This is a genomic window from Streptomyces sp. L7, assembly GCF_050990935.1.
Lineage (GTDB): Bacteria > Actinomycetota > Actinomycetes > Actinomycetales > Microbacteriaceae > Leifsonia.
Genome location: NZ_CP194644.1, coordinates 173,786 through 188,399, shown reverse-complemented (window position 1 = coordinate 188,399; position 14,614 = coordinate 173,786). Strand labels below are relative to the sequence as shown.

The 14,614-nt window shown below is 72.1% G+C and carries 14 protein-coding genes, 1 tRNA gene and 1 pseudogene; 8 read left to right on the top strand and 8 right to left on the bottom strand.

All coding sequences use genetic code 11. The features are described from left to right. Positions 1-68: 68 nt before the first annotated feature. Both ACR5MH_RS00920 and ACR5MH_RS00915 read left to right on the top strand, forming a co-directional pair. Entirely contained in the window at positions 69-1,319 is a 1,251-nt protein-coding gene (locus ACR5MH_RS00920) for a winged helix-turn-helix domain-containing protein (protein WP_431349224.1), read from the top strand. Positions 1,320-1,427: 108 nt separating this feature from the next. After that, positions 1,428-1,952 (top strand): hypothetical protein, encoded by a 525-nt coding sequence (locus ACR5MH_RS00915; protein ID WP_433862170.1) that lies wholly within the window; start codon positions 1,428-1,430, stop codon positions 1,950-1,952. Here ACR5MH_RS00915 and ACR5MH_RS00910 read toward each other — a convergent pair. Continuing rightward, positions 1,949-2,839 carry a M48 family metalloprotease gene (locus tag ACR5MH_RS00910; protein WP_431349222.1) on the bottom strand — a complete coding sequence of 297 codons (891 nt, stop codon included), beginning with the start codon at positions 2,837-2,839 and terminating at the stop codon, positions 1,949-1,951. The genes ACR5MH_RS00915 and ACR5MH_RS00910 overlap by 4 nt on opposite strands. Before the next feature lie 7 nt (positions 2,840-2,846). Continuing rightward, complete coding sequence (locus ACR5MH_RS00905) at positions 2,847-3,413, bottom strand: LemA family protein (protein ID WP_055915096.1); 567 nt, start codon at positions 3,411-3,413, stop codon at positions 2,847-2,849. A 152-nt stretch (positions 3,414-3,565) separates the two neighbouring features. Here ACR5MH_RS00905 and ACR5MH_RS00900 point away from each other — a divergent pair, with 152 nt between their 5' ends. From ACR5MH_RS00900 to ACR5MH_RS00890, 3 genes and pseudogenes are all read left to right on the top strand, one after another. Beyond that, positions 3,566-4,201 carry a TetR family transcriptional regulator gene (locus tag ACR5MH_RS00900; RefSeq protein ID WP_431349221.1) on the top strand — a complete coding sequence of 212 codons (636 nt, stop codon included), beginning with the start codon at positions 3,566-3,568 and terminating at the stop codon, positions 4,199-4,201. A gap of 8 nt (positions 4,202-4,209) precedes the next feature. Beyond that, positions 4,210-5,037, top strand: a complete 828-nt coding sequence (locus ACR5MH_RS00895; RefSeq protein ID WP_431349220.1) for an ABC transporter ATP-binding protein — start codon at positions 4,210-4,212, stop codon at positions 5,035-5,037. Continuing rightward, a pseudogene (locus tag ACR5MH_RS00890) lies at positions 5,034-5,762 on the top strand (ABC transporter permease); the annotation flags it as partial. The gene ACR5MH_RS00895 and the pseudogene ACR5MH_RS00890, both read left to right, overlap by 4 nt. A 78-nt stretch (positions 5,763-5,840) precedes the next feature. Here the strand turns inward: ACR5MH_RS00890 and ACR5MH_RS00885 are convergent. The 4 genes from ACR5MH_RS00885 to ACR5MH_RS00870 are packed head-to-tail and all read right to left on the bottom strand — an operon-like array spanning position 5,841 to position 10,346. Further along, positions 5,841-7,154 carry a D-arabinono-1,4-lactone oxidase gene (locus ACR5MH_RS00885; RefSeq protein ID WP_433862169.1) on the bottom strand — a complete coding sequence of 438 codons (1,314 nt, stop codon included), beginning with the start codon at positions 7,152-7,154 and terminating at the stop codon, positions 5,841-5,843. Then, complete coding sequence (locus tag ACR5MH_RS00880; protein WP_431349217.1) at positions 7,151-8,425, bottom strand: amino acid deaminase/aldolase; 1,275 nt, start codon at positions 8,423-8,425, stop codon at positions 7,151-7,153. Before ACR5MH_RS00880 ends, ACR5MH_RS00885 begins: the two co-directional genes overlap by 4 nt. After that, positions 8,425-9,681 (bottom strand): MFS transporter, encoded by a 1,257-nt coding sequence (locus tag ACR5MH_RS00875; protein WP_431349216.1) that lies wholly within the window; start codon positions 9,679-9,681, stop codon positions 8,425-8,427. Before ACR5MH_RS00875 ends, ACR5MH_RS00880 begins: the two co-directional genes overlap by 1 nt. Beyond that, the gene (locus ACR5MH_RS00870; protein WP_431349215.1) at positions 9,678-10,346 is read right to left on the bottom strand and encodes a TetR/AcrR family transcriptional regulator; all 669 of its coding nucleotides are present in this window, start codon (positions 10,344-10,346) and stop codon (positions 9,678-9,680) included. Before ACR5MH_RS00870 ends, ACR5MH_RS00875 begins: the two co-directional genes overlap by 4 nt. 196 nt (positions 10,347-10,542) lie before the next feature. Between ACR5MH_RS00870 and ACR5MH_RS00865 the strand changes: the two genes are divergently transcribed. Then, positions 10,543-12,735, top strand: coding sequence for a hypothetical protein (locus tag ACR5MH_RS00865; RefSeq protein WP_433862168.1), 2,193 nt, complete (start codon positions 10,543-10,545; stop codon positions 12,733-12,735). 21 nt (positions 12,736-12,756) lie between these two features. Here the strand turns inward: ACR5MH_RS00865 and ACR5MH_RS00860 are convergent, their stop codons facing one another. Both ACR5MH_RS00860 and ACR5MH_RS00855 read right to left on the bottom strand, forming a co-directional pair. Continuing rightward, positions 12,757-13,128 carry a YchJ family protein gene (locus tag ACR5MH_RS00860; protein WP_431349213.1) on the bottom strand — a complete coding sequence of 124 codons (372 nt, stop codon included), beginning with the start codon at positions 13,126-13,128 and terminating at the stop codon, positions 12,757-12,759. 108 nt (positions 13,129-13,236) lie between these two features. Beyond that, positions 13,237-13,698 (bottom strand): VOC family protein, encoded by a 462-nt coding sequence (locus ACR5MH_RS00855; RefSeq protein ID WP_431349212.1) that lies wholly within the window; start codon positions 13,696-13,698, stop codon positions 13,237-13,239. 225 nt (positions 13,699-13,923) lie between these two features. Here ACR5MH_RS00855 and ACR5MH_RS00850 point away from each other — a divergent pair. Continuing rightward, a tRNA-Leu gene (locus ACR5MH_RS00850) sits at positions 13,924-13,997 on the top strand. A 26-nt stretch (positions 13,998-14,023) separates the two neighbouring features. Then, positions 14,024-14,608: an IMPACT family protein gene (locus ACR5MH_RS00845; protein WP_431349211.1), complete on the top strand. Its 585-nt coding sequence runs from the start codon at positions 14,024-14,026 to the stop codon at positions 14,606-14,608. Positions 14,609-14,614: the final 6 nt, after the last annotated feature.

Below are 14,614 nucleotides of genomic sequence, written 5' to 3'. Positions count from 1 at the left end.
GCTAGGGAGGCCGGGATACGCGTGGGCCAGCGGGACGTGACCAGCGGGTGAACGAGGGGTGTCGGACCTTGCCGCTAAGGTCGACCCGTGGTCGAACAGCTCTCCCCGCCCTCGCGCGCCGCATCGCGCTCGCCGCCCAGGGCTTCGGGCGCCCGCGCCCGGCGGCGGTCGGTACGCGGCAGCTCAACGGGCTGATGGACAGGATCAACCTGCTGCAGATCGACTCGGTCAACGTGTTCGAGCGCAGCCACTACCTCCCCGCGTTCGCGCGGCTGGGAGCGTACGACCGCACCCTGCTCGACCGGCTGACCTTCGACGCGCGGGGACCGCACACCGAGTACTGGGCGCACGAGGCCGCGTTCGTGCGCAAGGAGGACTGGTCGCTGTTCGGCTGGCGCATGCGCCAGTACCGGGAGCGCTACGCCACCGGCAACGCCTGGTTCGCCGCGCACGAGACCACGCTGTCCTGGCTGCGCAGCGAGCTCGCCGCCAAGGGTCCGCTCGCCGCCAGCGAGATCGAGCACGACGCGAACCGGCGCTCCGGGCCGTGGTGGGGCTGGTCGGAGGTCAAGCGCGCCCTGGAGCGGATGTTCCTGTTCGGCGAGGTCGCCATCGCCGGACGCACGCGCTTCCAGCGCCGCTACGGGCTGGTGGAGGACGTCCTCCCTGCGAGCGTGCTCGACCGTACGGTCGCCGACGCCGACGCCATCCGCGAACTGATGCGCCGCTCGGCCGTCGCCCACGGCGTCGGGACGCTCCGCGACTTCGCCGACTACTACCGGCTGAAAGGCCCGGCCGTGGCGGTGGCGATGGAGGAGCTGGCCGACGCGGGCGAGGTCATCCCGGTGGAGGTGAAGGGCTGGACCGGAGCAGGCGACCGGCCCGTGAAGGCCTGGATGCACCGTGACGCGCGCAGGCCGCGCGGCATCGAGGCGGCCGCGCTGCTGTCGCCCTTCGACCCGGTCGTCTGGTTCCGCGACCGGGCGCTGCGGATGTTCGGCTTCCACTACCGCATCGAGATCTACACGCCCGCCCCGCAGCGCGTGTACGGCTACTACTCGCTGCCCATCCTGCTGGACGACGAGCTCGTCGGCCGCATCGACCTGAAGAGCGACCGGCAGGCCGGTGTGCTGCGGGTGCAGTCCGCGTGGACGGAGGCCGGCGACGGCGGCCGGGTGGCCGAGCGTCTGGTCCCGCTGCTCGGCGAGACAGCGGCCTGGCAGGGCCTCGGCGCCGTGGAGGTCGCCGAGGGGGCGCGGGGCGACCTCGCCCCCATGCTCGCCGCAGAGCTCGCCCTGGCCGCGCCCACGGCCTCCTGAGTTCGTCCTCGCGGCGACGCCGCGTGCGGGGGTAATGTGCGGGGCATGAGTTCACCGCTCGAGTACCTGGACGCCGACGGGGCCGATGAGGCCGACTACGAACAGCCCATGCGCGAGCTCTTCGCCTATCGCGACGGCGAACGCTGGCTCGACGGCATCGTGACCGGGGTCAAACGCGGAGCGGACGGCCGCGCGCACGTGCAGTTCGACAACCGGATGTGGGTGACGACCGACGACGTGCGGGATTCCAGCCATTACATCGCGGTGCTGCTGAACCCCGACTCCTCGGTCTACGCGGAGGTCATCACCGGCTACCGGGACGGTGCCCCCGCCGATCTCATCCGCGACATCGACGTGGTCGACGGCGCGAACAACGCCGGCACCGAGTGGCGCCCCTCGACGAGCCCGCCGTCGGCACCCGCGTCCGTTACCGCTACACCGGCACCGCCGAACTGGAGGCCGCCGAGGCGTAGCCCCCCGAGCGCCCCACCCACCACATTCGTCACGAATGTCGCGAATGGCGCCGCCCAACCCCACATTCGTCACGAATGTCGCGAAGCCTCCAACGCAACATTCGGGACGAATGTCGCGAATGGCGCCGCGAAAGTGCGCATTCGGTGCGAATGTCGCTAGAAGGTGGAGCCCATCTTCTCGAGGCGGTCGACGCGCTCGGGGATGGGCGGGTGCGTCGAGAACAGCCGGCTCATCAGGCTGGGCTTGAGCGGCTCGGCGATCCACAGGTGCGCCATGCTGCTGTTCTGGCGGCGCATCGGCCGGCCGTAGTCCTGCAGCTTGAGCAGCGCGCTCGCGAGCGCATCCGGGTGCCGTGTGGTCATCGCCCCGGTGGCGTCGGCGAGGTACTCGCGCTGGCGCGACACCGCGAGTTGCACGAGCGTCGCCACCAGCGGTGCGATGATCGCGGCGATGAGCCCGAACACCAGCACGATCGGGTTGCCGCCCCCGCCATTGTTGTTGTTCCGGTTGTTGCCGCCGAAGAAGGCCATCCGCACGAAGATGTCGGCGATAAGCCCGATGGCGACGGTGAGGCCGAAGACGATCATGGAGAGCCGGATGTCGTAGTTGCGCACATGCCCGAGCTCATGGGCCATCACACCCTCCAGCTCGGCGTCGTTCATGATGTCGAGCAGGCCTGTGGTCGCGGCGACCGACGCGTGCTGCGGGTCGCGCCCGGTGGCGAACGCGTTGGGCGCCGGGTCGTTGATGATGTAGACCGCCGGCATGGGCGTGCCCGTCGTGATCGAGAGGTTCTCGACCACGTTCCAGAGCCGCGGATTGTCGGCCTTGGTGATCGGCACCGCCCCGGACATGCTCAGCGCCTGGCTGGAGGCCATGAAGTACTGGAACACGGTGTAGACGATCGCGCCGATCCCGACCCAGGCCAGGATCGCCCAGCTGTTGTAGATGACGGAGAACAGCCATCCGAGCGCACCGATCAGAATCAGGAACAGCAGGATGATGAAGACGGTGTTGCGCTTGTTCCTGGCGATTGCCCTGTACATCGACGCCCTAGAACTGGACGCGCGGCGGCTCGGCGATCGCCGCCAGGTTGTCGACCTCGAAGAATTCGCGCTCGCTGAAGCCGAGCCGGCGCGCGAACAGGTTGTTCGGGAAGACCTTGATCTTGGTGTTGAACTCGCGCACGCCGCCGTTGTAGAACCGGCGCGAGGCCTGGATCTTGTCCTCGGTGTCGACCAGGTCGGCCTGCAGGCGCAGGAAGTTCTGGCTCGCCTGGAGCTGCGGGTAGGCCTCCGCCACGGCGAAGATGCTCTTCAGCGCGGTCTGCATGTGCCCCTCGGCCACGGACGCCTCACCCGGCGTCTGCGCCGTCAGCGTCTCGGCGCGGGCCTTGGTGACCGACTCGAAGACGCCGCGCTCGTGCGCGGCGTAGCCCTTGACCGTCTCGATCAGATTGGGGATGAGATCGGCACGACGCTTCAGCTGCACCGTGATGTCGCTCCACGCCTCGTCCACCCGCACCTTGAGCGTGACGAGCGAGTTGTACGTGGCCCAGAAGTAGATTCCGATGATCGCGACGAGCACGACGACGATGATGACCGGAATGAGCCATTCCATTGCGGGAACTCCTAAGCGTGAATGCGCCGATCGACTGCGCTGAACAGCATCCTAACCGGCACGGATGCGCCTCCCACGGGCTTCCCATCACACTCGAAGCAACCGCAATGCGGATGGACAGGGCCCCCGGTCCGGGGTGCACAATGGCACACGTGAGTGAGGTCGCCGAACGCCGCAGGAGGGGCCGGCCGCGCAAGGAGCGCGGGGCGGCCTCCGCCCGTTCGGCGATCGTGCGGGCGGCGGCCGAGGAGTTCACCGAACGCGGTTATGAGGCGGCCTCGCTGCGCGCCGTCGCGCGGCGCGCGGGGGTCGACTCCGCGCTCGTGCACCACTACTTCGAGGACAAGGCCGACCTGTTCGCCGCCACCCTGGAGGCCCCGCTGCGGCCCGACCGGGTGCTGGACGTGGTGCTCGGCGCCCCGCGGGACGCGGTCGGCGAGACGCTCGTGCGCTACCTCCTGACCCAGCTCGAGGACGAGCGCGCGGCCGGGCGCATGGTGCTCATCCTCCGCACCGTCCTGAGCAGCGGGCCGGGGACCCGGATGCTGCGGGAGTTCCTGACCAGGGAGGTGTTCGCCCGACTGGCGGCGCTCAGCCACGGCGACGACGCCGAACTGCGCGCCGACCTGGCCGCCTCCCAGATCGTCGGCGTGCTGATGACCCGCTACGCCCTCAAGCTGGAGCCGATCGCGAGCGCCGGTCCGGACGAGCTCGCCCGGCGGGTGGGGCCGGTGATCCAGTGGCATCTGTTCGGGGATATTGACGGCGGTCGGGGTCCGGGCGAATAATTCATCACATGATGAATTCATCGCCGCCGGCCGGGCGCGACCTCGTGGACGACGCCGCCGTCGTCATCGACGGCCTGCGGGTGAAGCGGGGACGGACGATGGTGCTCGACGGGCTCGACCTCCACATCCCGCGCGGCCAGGTCGTCGGCCTGCTCGGGCCGAGCGGCTGCGGCAAGACGACACTCATGCGCTCCATCGTCGGCGTCCAGCGCGTCGCGGCCGGGCGTGTGGAGGTGCTCGGCCAACCGGCGGGGTCGCTCGCCCTGCGGCACCGCGTCGGCTACGTGACGCAGGCGGCGAGCGTCTACGACGATCTGACGGTGAAGCAGAACCTGACGTACTTCCGGAGCGTGCTCGGCGCAGGCAAGGCGGACGTCGACCGCGCCATCGAGGCGACCGACCTCGGCGCGAACGCCGGGCGGCTCGTCTCCACGCTCTCGGGAGGCGAGCGAAGCCGGGTCTCCCTCGCCGCGGCGCTGCTCGGCTCGCCCGACCTCCTGGTGCTGGACGAGCCGACCGTCGGCCTCGACCCGCTGCTGCGCGTGGAGCTGTGGACGCTGTTCCACCGGTTGGCTGACGGAGGCACCAGTCTCCTGATCTCCAGCCACGTCATGGACGAGGCGACCCGCTGCGACCGGCTGCTGCTGATGCGGGAGGGCGCCATCCTCGCCGACACCACCCCGGAGGAGCTGCTGGCCGAGACCGGCGCGCCGGATGCGGAGGGCGCGTTCCTGACGCTGCTGCGGCGGCACCATCCCCGGCACGCGCTGGGCGAGGGCGCGGAGGACGACACCGCCGACGTTTCCCACGACGAGGACGGGGAGGCCTCCCGATGAACCCCACCCGCACCCTCGCCACCGCCGGGCGCGTGCTCACGCAGATCCGGCACGACCCGCGCACGATCGGCCTGCTGGTGATCGTGCCGAGCCTCCTGATCGGCCTCGTGGCGTGGATCTTCACGGACACGCCCGTGTTCGCCACGATCGGCCCGGCCATCGTCGCGCTGTTCCCGTTCATCGTCATGTTCCTCGTGACGAGCATCACGACGCTGCGGGAACGCCGCACCGGCACCCTCGAACGGCTGCTGTCGATGCCGCTCGGCCGGGGAGACTTCATCCTCGGCTACACCCTGGCCTTCGGGCTGCTCGCGATCATCCAGTCCCTCGTCGCGGTCGGCTACGCCGTCTGGGTGTGCGGTCTGGAGATCAAGGGCGACCCCTGGCTCATGGTGGCGGTGGCCGTCACCGACGCCGTGCTCGGCAGCACGCTCGGCCTGTTCGCCAGCGCGTTCGCGCGCACCGAGTTCCAGGTCGTGCAGTTCATGCCGCTGATCGTGTTCCCGCAGATCCTGCTCGGCGGGATCTTCATCCCCCGCGATCAGCTTCCGGACGGCCTGCGCCAGATCAGCGACTGGCTGCCGCTCTCGCATGCGGTGGACGCGCTCAACGCCGTCTCCACGGACACGCACGACGCCGCATACATCGGCGGCCAGCTCCTCATCATCGGCGCGTTCGCCGTCGGCGCCGTCGTCGTCGGCGCCCTCACCCTCCAGCGCCGCACCCCTGAGCGACCGCCGAGTACGCGAAAAGTCAGCCGAAGACCGCCGAGTACGCAGATGATTCGCGTACGCGGCGGTTGCCTACGGGCCGAGGACTCGGCGGAGGTAGGCGTTCTCGAAGCGGCGGCCGGGGTCGAGGCGGTCGCGTGCGGCGAGGAACTCGTCGAAGCGCGGGTACGCGGCGCGCAGCGAGCCGGCGTCGCGGTAGTGCAGCTTGCCCCAGTGCGGCCGGCCGTCGTGGGCGTTCATGATCTCCTCGACCGCGGTGAAGTACTCGGTCGGGTCCTCCCGGTAGTAGCGGTGCACCGCGATGTAGCCGCTGTCGCGCCCGTATGCCGTCGACAGCCAGTTGTCGTCGGCCGCCGCCGAGCGCACCTCGATCGGGAAGGAGATGCGCCAGCCCTTCCGCTCGATGAGCGCCTTCACCTCGGCGAGCGCGCCCGGAACCGCCTCCCGTGGGAGCGCGTACTCCATCTCCCGGAACCGCACCGTGCGGTTGGTCACGAAGACGCGCGCCGAGTGGTCGGTGAAGTCGCGGTTGCCGGTGAGCTTCTGGGCGAGCCGGCTGAACGGCGGGATGATGCCCGGCAGCACGGTCCCGACCGCGCAGACCCCGCGGTAGACGCCGTTGGCGAGGAGCTCGTCGTCCATCCAGCGGCCGGGCGCCGACAGCGGGGCGCGCGGCTCGGTGAGCGGCAGCCTGGTGTTCGTCTTGGTCAGGCCGGTCTCGGTGTGCGGGAACCAGTAGAACTCGAAGTGGTCCTCCCGGGCGGAGCGCTCCAGGTAGCTGTCGAGCACCTGCTGCAGGGGCTCGGGACGCTCGACCGCCTTCAGCAGATAGGCCGGAACGCACTGGAGGGTGACGTCGACGATCACCCCGAGCGCGCCGAGCCCGAGGCGCACGGCGGGCAGCAGGTCGGCGTTCTGCTCCTCGCTGACGGTGAGGAGCTCGCCGGAACCGGTGACGAGCGTGACCGCGACGATCTGGGTCGCCAGTCCGCCGAAGGAGCCGCCCGTGCCGTGCGTCCCCGTGGAGGTCGCGCCCGCGATGGTCTGCCGGTCGATGTCGCCCATGTTCTCCAGGGCCAGCCCGTAGGGCCGCAGCAGCCGCGGGAGCTGGTGGAGGTGCGTCCCCGCGGCCAGGCGCACCCGGCCGCGTTCGAGATCGACGTCGAGGACGCCGCTGACATCCTCCAGGTCGAGCAGTACGCCTGGGGCCGCCGCGATCCCGGTGAAGCTGTGCCCGGCGCCGACGGCCTTGACGCGCATCCCCTGCTTCGCCGCCGCCGCGACCGCCCGCTGCACGGCCTCCGCGTCGCGCGGCCGCTCGACGCGTTGCGGGCGGATGGACTCGGTGCGGCCCCAGTTTCGCCACACTCCCCCGCTGGCGGTCACAGGAACACCTTCCCCTCGCCGCGGTAGCTCGGCACGGAGCCGGTGACCGCCGGCCGCCCGTCCACGGTGTCGACGAAGTGGAAGTCGTTCACGTGCTCGCTGAGCTCGCCCGACTTGGTGTGCCGCAGCCAGACCCGGTCGCCGACGCGGAGGATGCCCGCGGCGGCTCCGGTGACCGGGGTCTGCACCTCGCCGGCCATCTCACGCTCGACCATCGACAGCCCGGTCGGCCACTCGATCTTCGGGAGCCGGTCGGGTCCGGGAGGGCCGGAGGCGATCCAGCCGCCGCCGAGGAGGGTCGCCGTGCGCTCGTCGGGCCGCCGCACCACCGACAGCGCGAAAGACGCCGCGGGCGCGGGCCGGAAGCCCCGGTAGCTGTCGAATAGGTGGCCGCCGAACAGGCCGCTGCCTGCCGCGATCTCGGTCACCGAGGGGTCGGAGGCCGTGAACTCCAGCGAGCCGGTGCCGCCGCCGTTCACGAACTCCAGGTCGGCGAGCGCGCGCACGGCCGCCACAGCCTCCCCGCGGCGGGCGAGCAGTTCCTCGCGCGAGTTCTTCTGCATCCAGCGCAGCGTCGCACCCCACGCCGGGCGGCCGGGCGGGTTGTCGCCCTGTCCGGCGATCTGGGCCTCGTACCCCATCATCCCGACCAGCGCGAAGCCGGGACGCCGTACGATCGCCTCCGCCACTTCCCGGACCCTGTCGACGCTGTGCAGCGGCGAGCGGTAGACGCCGATGTGGCCGAGCACCGGGGCGTCCCACGAGGAGTCCAGTTCCAGGCAGAGCCGGATCGTCTCCCGCTGCGCCGGCGGCACGACCGCGTCGATGAGGTCGAGGTGCGCGACCGAGTCGACCATGAGCGTGACCCGGGAGGCCAGCTCGGGCGAGGCCGCCAGCCGGGCGATCGCGGCGCGGTCGACGCTCGGGTAGCCGACGACGACGTCCTCGATCGGCGCGTGGTCGGCGTCGCCTTCCGCCAGCCACAGCGCCTCGGGCAGCGTGTAGGCGAGCACGCCGGCGTACCCGGGGAGGGCGAGGACGGCGTCCAGCACCGCACGCACGCGCACCGATTTGGAGGCCACCCTGATCGGCTTGCCCGCGGCGCGGCGGAGCATGTCGTGCGTGTTGTGCCGCAGCGCGGGCAGGTGCAGCACGCCGAACGCCGGATCGAAGCGCGCGGTCGCCGCGCTCAGCGCGGGCCAGAACACGTCGGGCGTGGTCCAGGTGCGTTCGGCGGCGGCCGGCTTGGCTGTCAGGTCCAGGAGCTCCATCAGCGCACCGCCTTCACCCGCGCGACCGCGAGGGCTCCCGCGAACGCGAACACCCCGGAGAGCACGAACAGGCCCACGAACCCGCCGAGCGCCGCGACGATCGCGGCGCCGAACAGCGGCGCCATCGCCTGTGGCACGGCCGTCGCGATGTTCATGATGCCGAGGTCCTTGCCGCGGTTCTCCGGATCGGGCAGCACCTGGGTCGCGAGCGCCTGGTCCACCGAGAGGAAGCAGCCGTAGCCGAGGCCGAGCAGACCCGCCGCGACCATCGCCACCGGCAGCACCGGCACGAACGCCAGCAGCAGCGCGGCGACGCCCTGCAGCGCGGACGACACGAACACGAACGCCTTGCGCCTCCCGAGTCGGTCGGAAAGCCGGCCGAGCGCGAGCGAGGCGATGATGACGAACACCATGTAGATGAGGATCAGCACCAGCAGGTCGTCGTCGGCATGCGCGTCGTGCAGCCCGAACTCCAGGAAGTACAGCAGCAGCGACGTCCCGAAGGCGTTGCCGAAGTTCACCAGCACACGGCTGAGGAGCGTCCAGCCGAAGTCCGGGTGCTCGCGCGGGCTGATCCAGAGCCCCTCGATCACGCCGCGGAACGTCATCGGCTCGCGCTGGTGCGGGGGCAGCACCGCGTCGGGGAGGAACAGGAACGGCAGTACGAGGAGCACCAGCAGCACGGCCATCGCGGCGTAGCCGACCAGCGCGCCGACGAACACGTAGGTGACGAGCGAGACGCCGAGGATGATCCCGATGGCCTGCGGAGCGCTGATCCAGCCGGAGACGTAGCCGCGCTGGTCGACCGGCACCTGGTCGGAGATCGTCGCGGTCAGCGCCGCCGTGAGGACGCAGAAGCCGGTGAGCGCGAGCGACCAGAAGACGGCGATCCCGACCATCGTCGTCTGCAGGCCGAGCAGCACGAGCGACACCGCGAACAGCACGGCGCCGCCGGCGACCCAGGGACGGCGCCGGCCGAACCGGCTGGTGGTGCGGTCGGAGAGCGCACCGGTCAGCGGGTACGCGACGATCGCGCAGACGCCGGAGATACCGGAGATGATGCCGAAGGCGACGACGTTGTCGACCCAGTAGGTGGAGTGGAGCTGGGCCTGGACTTGGTCGGGCAGCAGCTTCTGGATGGGCGCGAGCTGCGCCATCCAGACGCCGAGCCAGGCGACCGCGAAGGCCGCGATCCAACGGCCGGGGACGCGGCGGGTGGGTTCGGCGAAGACGGCCGGCGTCGAGGTGTGGGTCATCGGGCACCTGCGTTCGGGTCGGGGGCGGAAGGGACGGGGGCGGAAGGGACGGGAACGGGACGGGGAGGGCCGGCGAGCGCAGCGAGCGCGTCCGCCGCGAAGTCCATGCTGCGCTCGGCCGCGGCGTCGTCGCGGGTCACCAGCCAGGCTATGGTGAGGCCGTCGGTGAGGGTCACCAGCAGCCGGGCGACCTCGGCGACGGGGAGGCTCCACGCGCTGCCGGTCAGCTCGGCGGCGCCGTGCGCGGCCCGTTCGGCGAGCTCGTAATAGCGGTCGTACTGGCGGCGGGCCAGCGGCGCGAAACCGGGCTCGCGGAGCGCCCACTGGGTCAGCTCGAACATCGCCTTCTCGCGGTCGGGGTCGGCCCGCACGCCGTCGAGGTAGTGCTGGAGGCCCGAGCGGATCGCGGCGCGCAGCTCCGGAGGGGCGGTCGCCGGGTCGAACGCCGGCTCGAGGTCGCTCTGCTCCCCCGCCACCACCGTGTTCACCAGCTCGGCCATCAGCTCGTCGCGGGACGCGAAGACGTAGTGGAAGCTGGCCAGCGGCATCCCGGCCTCGGCGACGATCCGCCGGGTGGTGGCAGCGGCGACGCCGTCCCGCGCGATCACCCGCAGGGCCGCCTGCACCAGGGAGGCGCGCCGTGCTGCCGGGGCGATGCGCGTCATCGAAGCTCCTCACGGTGCCGTCGCGCGTCGTCGCGCGAAGTGGGACAGTTGACCCACTTGTCAGTATGCCGTAAATCCGGCCGGGTGGTTTGACAGGAGGCATGTCCTGCCCCTCAAATGGGGTGGAATGCGGGTATTCATGTCGGACGCGTCTCCACCAGTCCGGCCCAGGGGGGCGACCGGGCTGGTCGTCGTCGTGCTGTCCGCATCCGTGCTCGCCGCGCTCGCGTTCGCCGCCGGGTCGATCGCGGGACTCGCACCGCCGGCGTCGGCCCAGACCATCGACACCGTCGCCACCACCGCCACCACCGTGTCCCGCAGCGTTCCGACTCGCACAGCACCCGCAGACGTCTCCGGTCCGTCGCTCGCCGGCGCGACCGTGCCCGCCGACAACTCCGCGCCCGCCGACACGCCCACCCCGACACCGACCCCGGGGCCGCCGACGCTCGACCCGCTGCCGAGCGGCCTGGTCACGAGCTTCCCGCTGACCGTCTCGGGAACCGCCGACCCCGGCGACACCATCGACGTCTCCGGCGGCTCGTCGACGAGCGCCGGCACCTCCTGCGCCGCGACCGCCGCGGCCGACGGAACCTTCCAGTGCGCCCTCCAGCGTCTCCCCGACGGGCCCGGCGTGCCTGTCCGCGCCGTCTCCCGCTCCAGCGGCCTCGCCGCAAGCGGGCGCGTCGACGTGCTCTCCCCGCCGACCATCGTCTCCGCCCCGGGCGCCGCCACCGGAGGCGGCATCCGCGGCACGGCCTACCCGGGCGCCTCGGTCACCGTGACCGCCGAGACCGGCGCCTCCTGCACCTTCCCCGCCGACAGCGCCGGCAACTGGGGTTGCGTCCTCCCGGGCCTCGGCGACGGCCGGCACACGGTCACCGCGACCCAGGTGGCGCCGTTCTCGACCACGCGATCGGCGCGGAGCGCGGCAGTGAGCGTCGTGGTCGACACCGCCGCGCCGCCTGCGCCGACCATCAGTTCGCCTGCGCCCGGCACGACGGTCGCGGCCGGCGGGGCGATCGCGTTCGCGGGCGCCGGCGAACAGGGCGCCGGCGTCACCGTCTACGCCAGCAACTCCCGGGGCACGACCGTGGCCTGCACCGCGACGGTGTCCGGCGGCGCCTGGTCGTGCGCCGCGACGCTCCCGGCGGGAGACTACGTGGCCTCCGCCCTGCAGCGCGATGCCGCGGGGAATGTGAGCGCGGGCAGCAACCCCGTCGCGGTCACCGTGGAAGCCGTCGCCGGCGCGACGTCGCCGCCGCAGACGCGCGGCACGCCGGTCCCGGCTCCTGCACCGGCGCCCGCTGTGCCGCCGACGACCACCGCCCCGCCGGCCGTGCCGGCAGCTCCGACGCACCCGGACACCAAGGGCTGGACCTCCACGCCGTTCACGACCGCCTCGGCCCCGGTCGTCACGCCGGCGTCGGTGCCCGGCTGGCTGCGCTCGGTCGGGCTGGCGGTCGCCGCGCTGCTGCTGCTCGTGCTCCCGGCGCGGCTGCTCGTCGTGTCGCTGGCCCGGCCGCGGGAGCCGCGGGTGGCGCGGGCCTCCGTCTTCGGCCGCAACCGCGCGGCCGCGGAGCTCGGCGAGGCGGATGCGCTGCTCGGTGGGCGGCCGGCATCGGGAATCGGCGCGCACGCGGCTCCGGGCGATGCGGCGGGCGGCACGCAGCCGGTCTGGCTCGCGCCGGTCGTGGGCGTGTCGGCGGCGGCGCTGGTGACCCTGTCCACCTCCGTCCACGACGCCTCGGCGTACGTCCGTCTGCTCATCGCCGTCTCGCTCGCGATCGCCGGGGTCAACGCGATCTGGGTCCTCTCCGCCCGCGGCATGACCCGGCACCTCGGGGTGGCGATGGCGCGTACGGTGGTACGGCCCGGCCTCCTCGTGGTCGTCGCGGCCACCGCGATCGGCTCACGACTGCTCGGGCTGGAGCCCGCCCTCCTGTTCGGCCTGGTGCTCGGTGCGGTGCTCCCCGACAGCCTCGGCCGCGTCGAACGCGGGCGGACCGCGGCCGTCCAGCTCTCGGCGGTCGCCGCCTGCGGTGTGCTGGCGTGGCTGGCCGTCGGCGTCCTCCCAACCCCATCCGGCGCCCCGTCTGCCTTCCTGATCGAGTTGGCGAACGCCATCGCCCTCGTCGCGGTCGGCTCGACAGCCATCGCGCTGCTGCCGTTCGGCCGCCTCGCGGGGCGCGCGGTCCTGCAGTGGTCGCGCCCGCTCTGGCTGGCGATGGCGCTCGTGGTCTACACGGTGCTGTTCGCGCTGCTGCTGCCCGTGGCGTCGCTGGCCCAGACCGGGGCTGGCGTCGTCGCCGTCGTCCTCGCCGCCGTGGCGTTCGCGGGGGTGGGGCTGTCGGTGTGGCTGTGGGAGCGCTTCGTGGAGCCCGCGCGCTGACGCGGGCATGGTCACTCCCGCTCAGACAGCGTCGACGTAGAACCAGTCGCCGCCCTCCCGGACGAACCGGGACACCTCGTGCAGGCTGCCGCGCTCGGCGCCCTTGTAGTACGCGGTGAACGCCACGACCCCGTCCGTGTCGAACGGGCCGCCCCGCTCCGTGGACTCGACGTCCAGCCGGTACCAGCGCAGGCCGTCGTCCAGGTCGAGCGTCCGCGGCCGCGTGGACGCGTGCCAGCTCCGCACCAGGTAGGCGACGTCCCCGAGCGCGAACGCGCTGAACCGCGAACGCATCAGCCGCTCGGCCGTCGGCGCCGCGGCTCCGGCGTGCAGCGGCCCGCAGCAGTTCGCGTAGGTCTCGCCGCTCCCGCAGGGGCATCGCGTGTCGGTCACCCGGCGAGCCTAGCCGACACGCTCCGGACATGAAGGACCCGGCTGGAGCCTTGCGTCGGGGGATCTCGGGCTCCAGCCGGGTCGGAGGACACCTCACCAGAAAGGGTGTCAGCAGACAGTGTGCACGGCCCGGGTGGGTGCATCCTTGGGGCGGCCTGAAGGACCTCTCAGCGCGGTCCGCATCCGGAACCGGCGCTCACGAATCGGGCGTGGCAGCGGCCTCCCCGCCGCGACGACGCAGAACCGGTTGCCGTCGGGATCGGCGAGCACCAGGTAGTCGGCGCCCTCCTCGTACTCCCAGTCGATATCGGTCGCGCCGAGCGCGCGCAGCCGCGCCGCCTCGGCCTCCTGGTCGTCGGCGTACAGGTCGAGGTGGTGCCGCGGCGACGGGTTCGCCTCGCTGCCGACGAGCTTGAGCGCGAGCTGCGGTCCGACCCCGCCGACGGGCACCAGGATCGCCCAGTCGACGTCCGGCTCCCGCAGCGGCCGATAGCCGAGCGCCGCCGACCAGAACGCGACGGCGCGCGGGAGGTCGCGCACACCCCACACGATGGAACCGATCCGGATCATGCTCCCCACCCTGCGCCGGCGCGGGGCGGCCGACAAGGGGCACGACGGCCCGGACACCGTATATTGTTGGACGCATGGAAGGCGTGCTCATCGGATTCATCTGGACCGTCATCATCGTCGGCGGCGCACTCGCGTTAGGCGCCATCGTCCAGATGGTGAAGTCGCCCTACCGCAACCGCTGACGTCGGACCCCCACCGGGACGGCTCGCCCCTGTAGCCCAATTGGCCCCCATAGCCCAATCGGTAGAGGCAGGCGACTTAAAATCGCCCGAGTGTGGGTTCGAGTCCCACTGGGGGCACTGGTGATTCATCGTCGGGCCTCGCCATGACGCACACCCTCGACGCTCCCGCCGCCGCCGAGCTGGAGGTGCGCCGGAGCCGTTTCGTCGCCCTCGTCACCCCGGTCGACGGCCGCGAGGAGGCGCTCGCGGTCGTCGCCCGGTTGCGCTCCGAGCACCCGGCGGCCTCGCACGTCTGCTGGGCTCTCCTCGCCGGCGGCCACTCGGGCATGTCGGACGACGGGGAGCCGTCCGGGACGGCGGGGCGCCCCATCCTGGAGGTGCTTCGGCACCACGACCTCGACGGCGTGCTCGGCGCCGTGGTCCGGTACTTCGGCGGCGTGAAGCTCGGCGCAGGCGGGCTGGTTCGCGCGTACACGGACGCGATCGCCGCGGCGGTGGCCGGGGCCGAGAAGGTCGAGCACGTCCCCGAGACCGAATTGCGGCTGGAGGCAGACTACGCCGACGCCGAGCGCGTCCGGCGCTGGGCGGAGGGCGAGGGGTACGCCGAGCCGGCGGCTCAGTACGGGGAGGCGGTGACGCTGACGTTGCGGGTGCCGGAGGCAGCGCGGGACTCGGTGGTCGCCGCGGTCGCCGACCTCAGCAACGGGCGCGTTCGCATCGTCGGCTGACGGGCG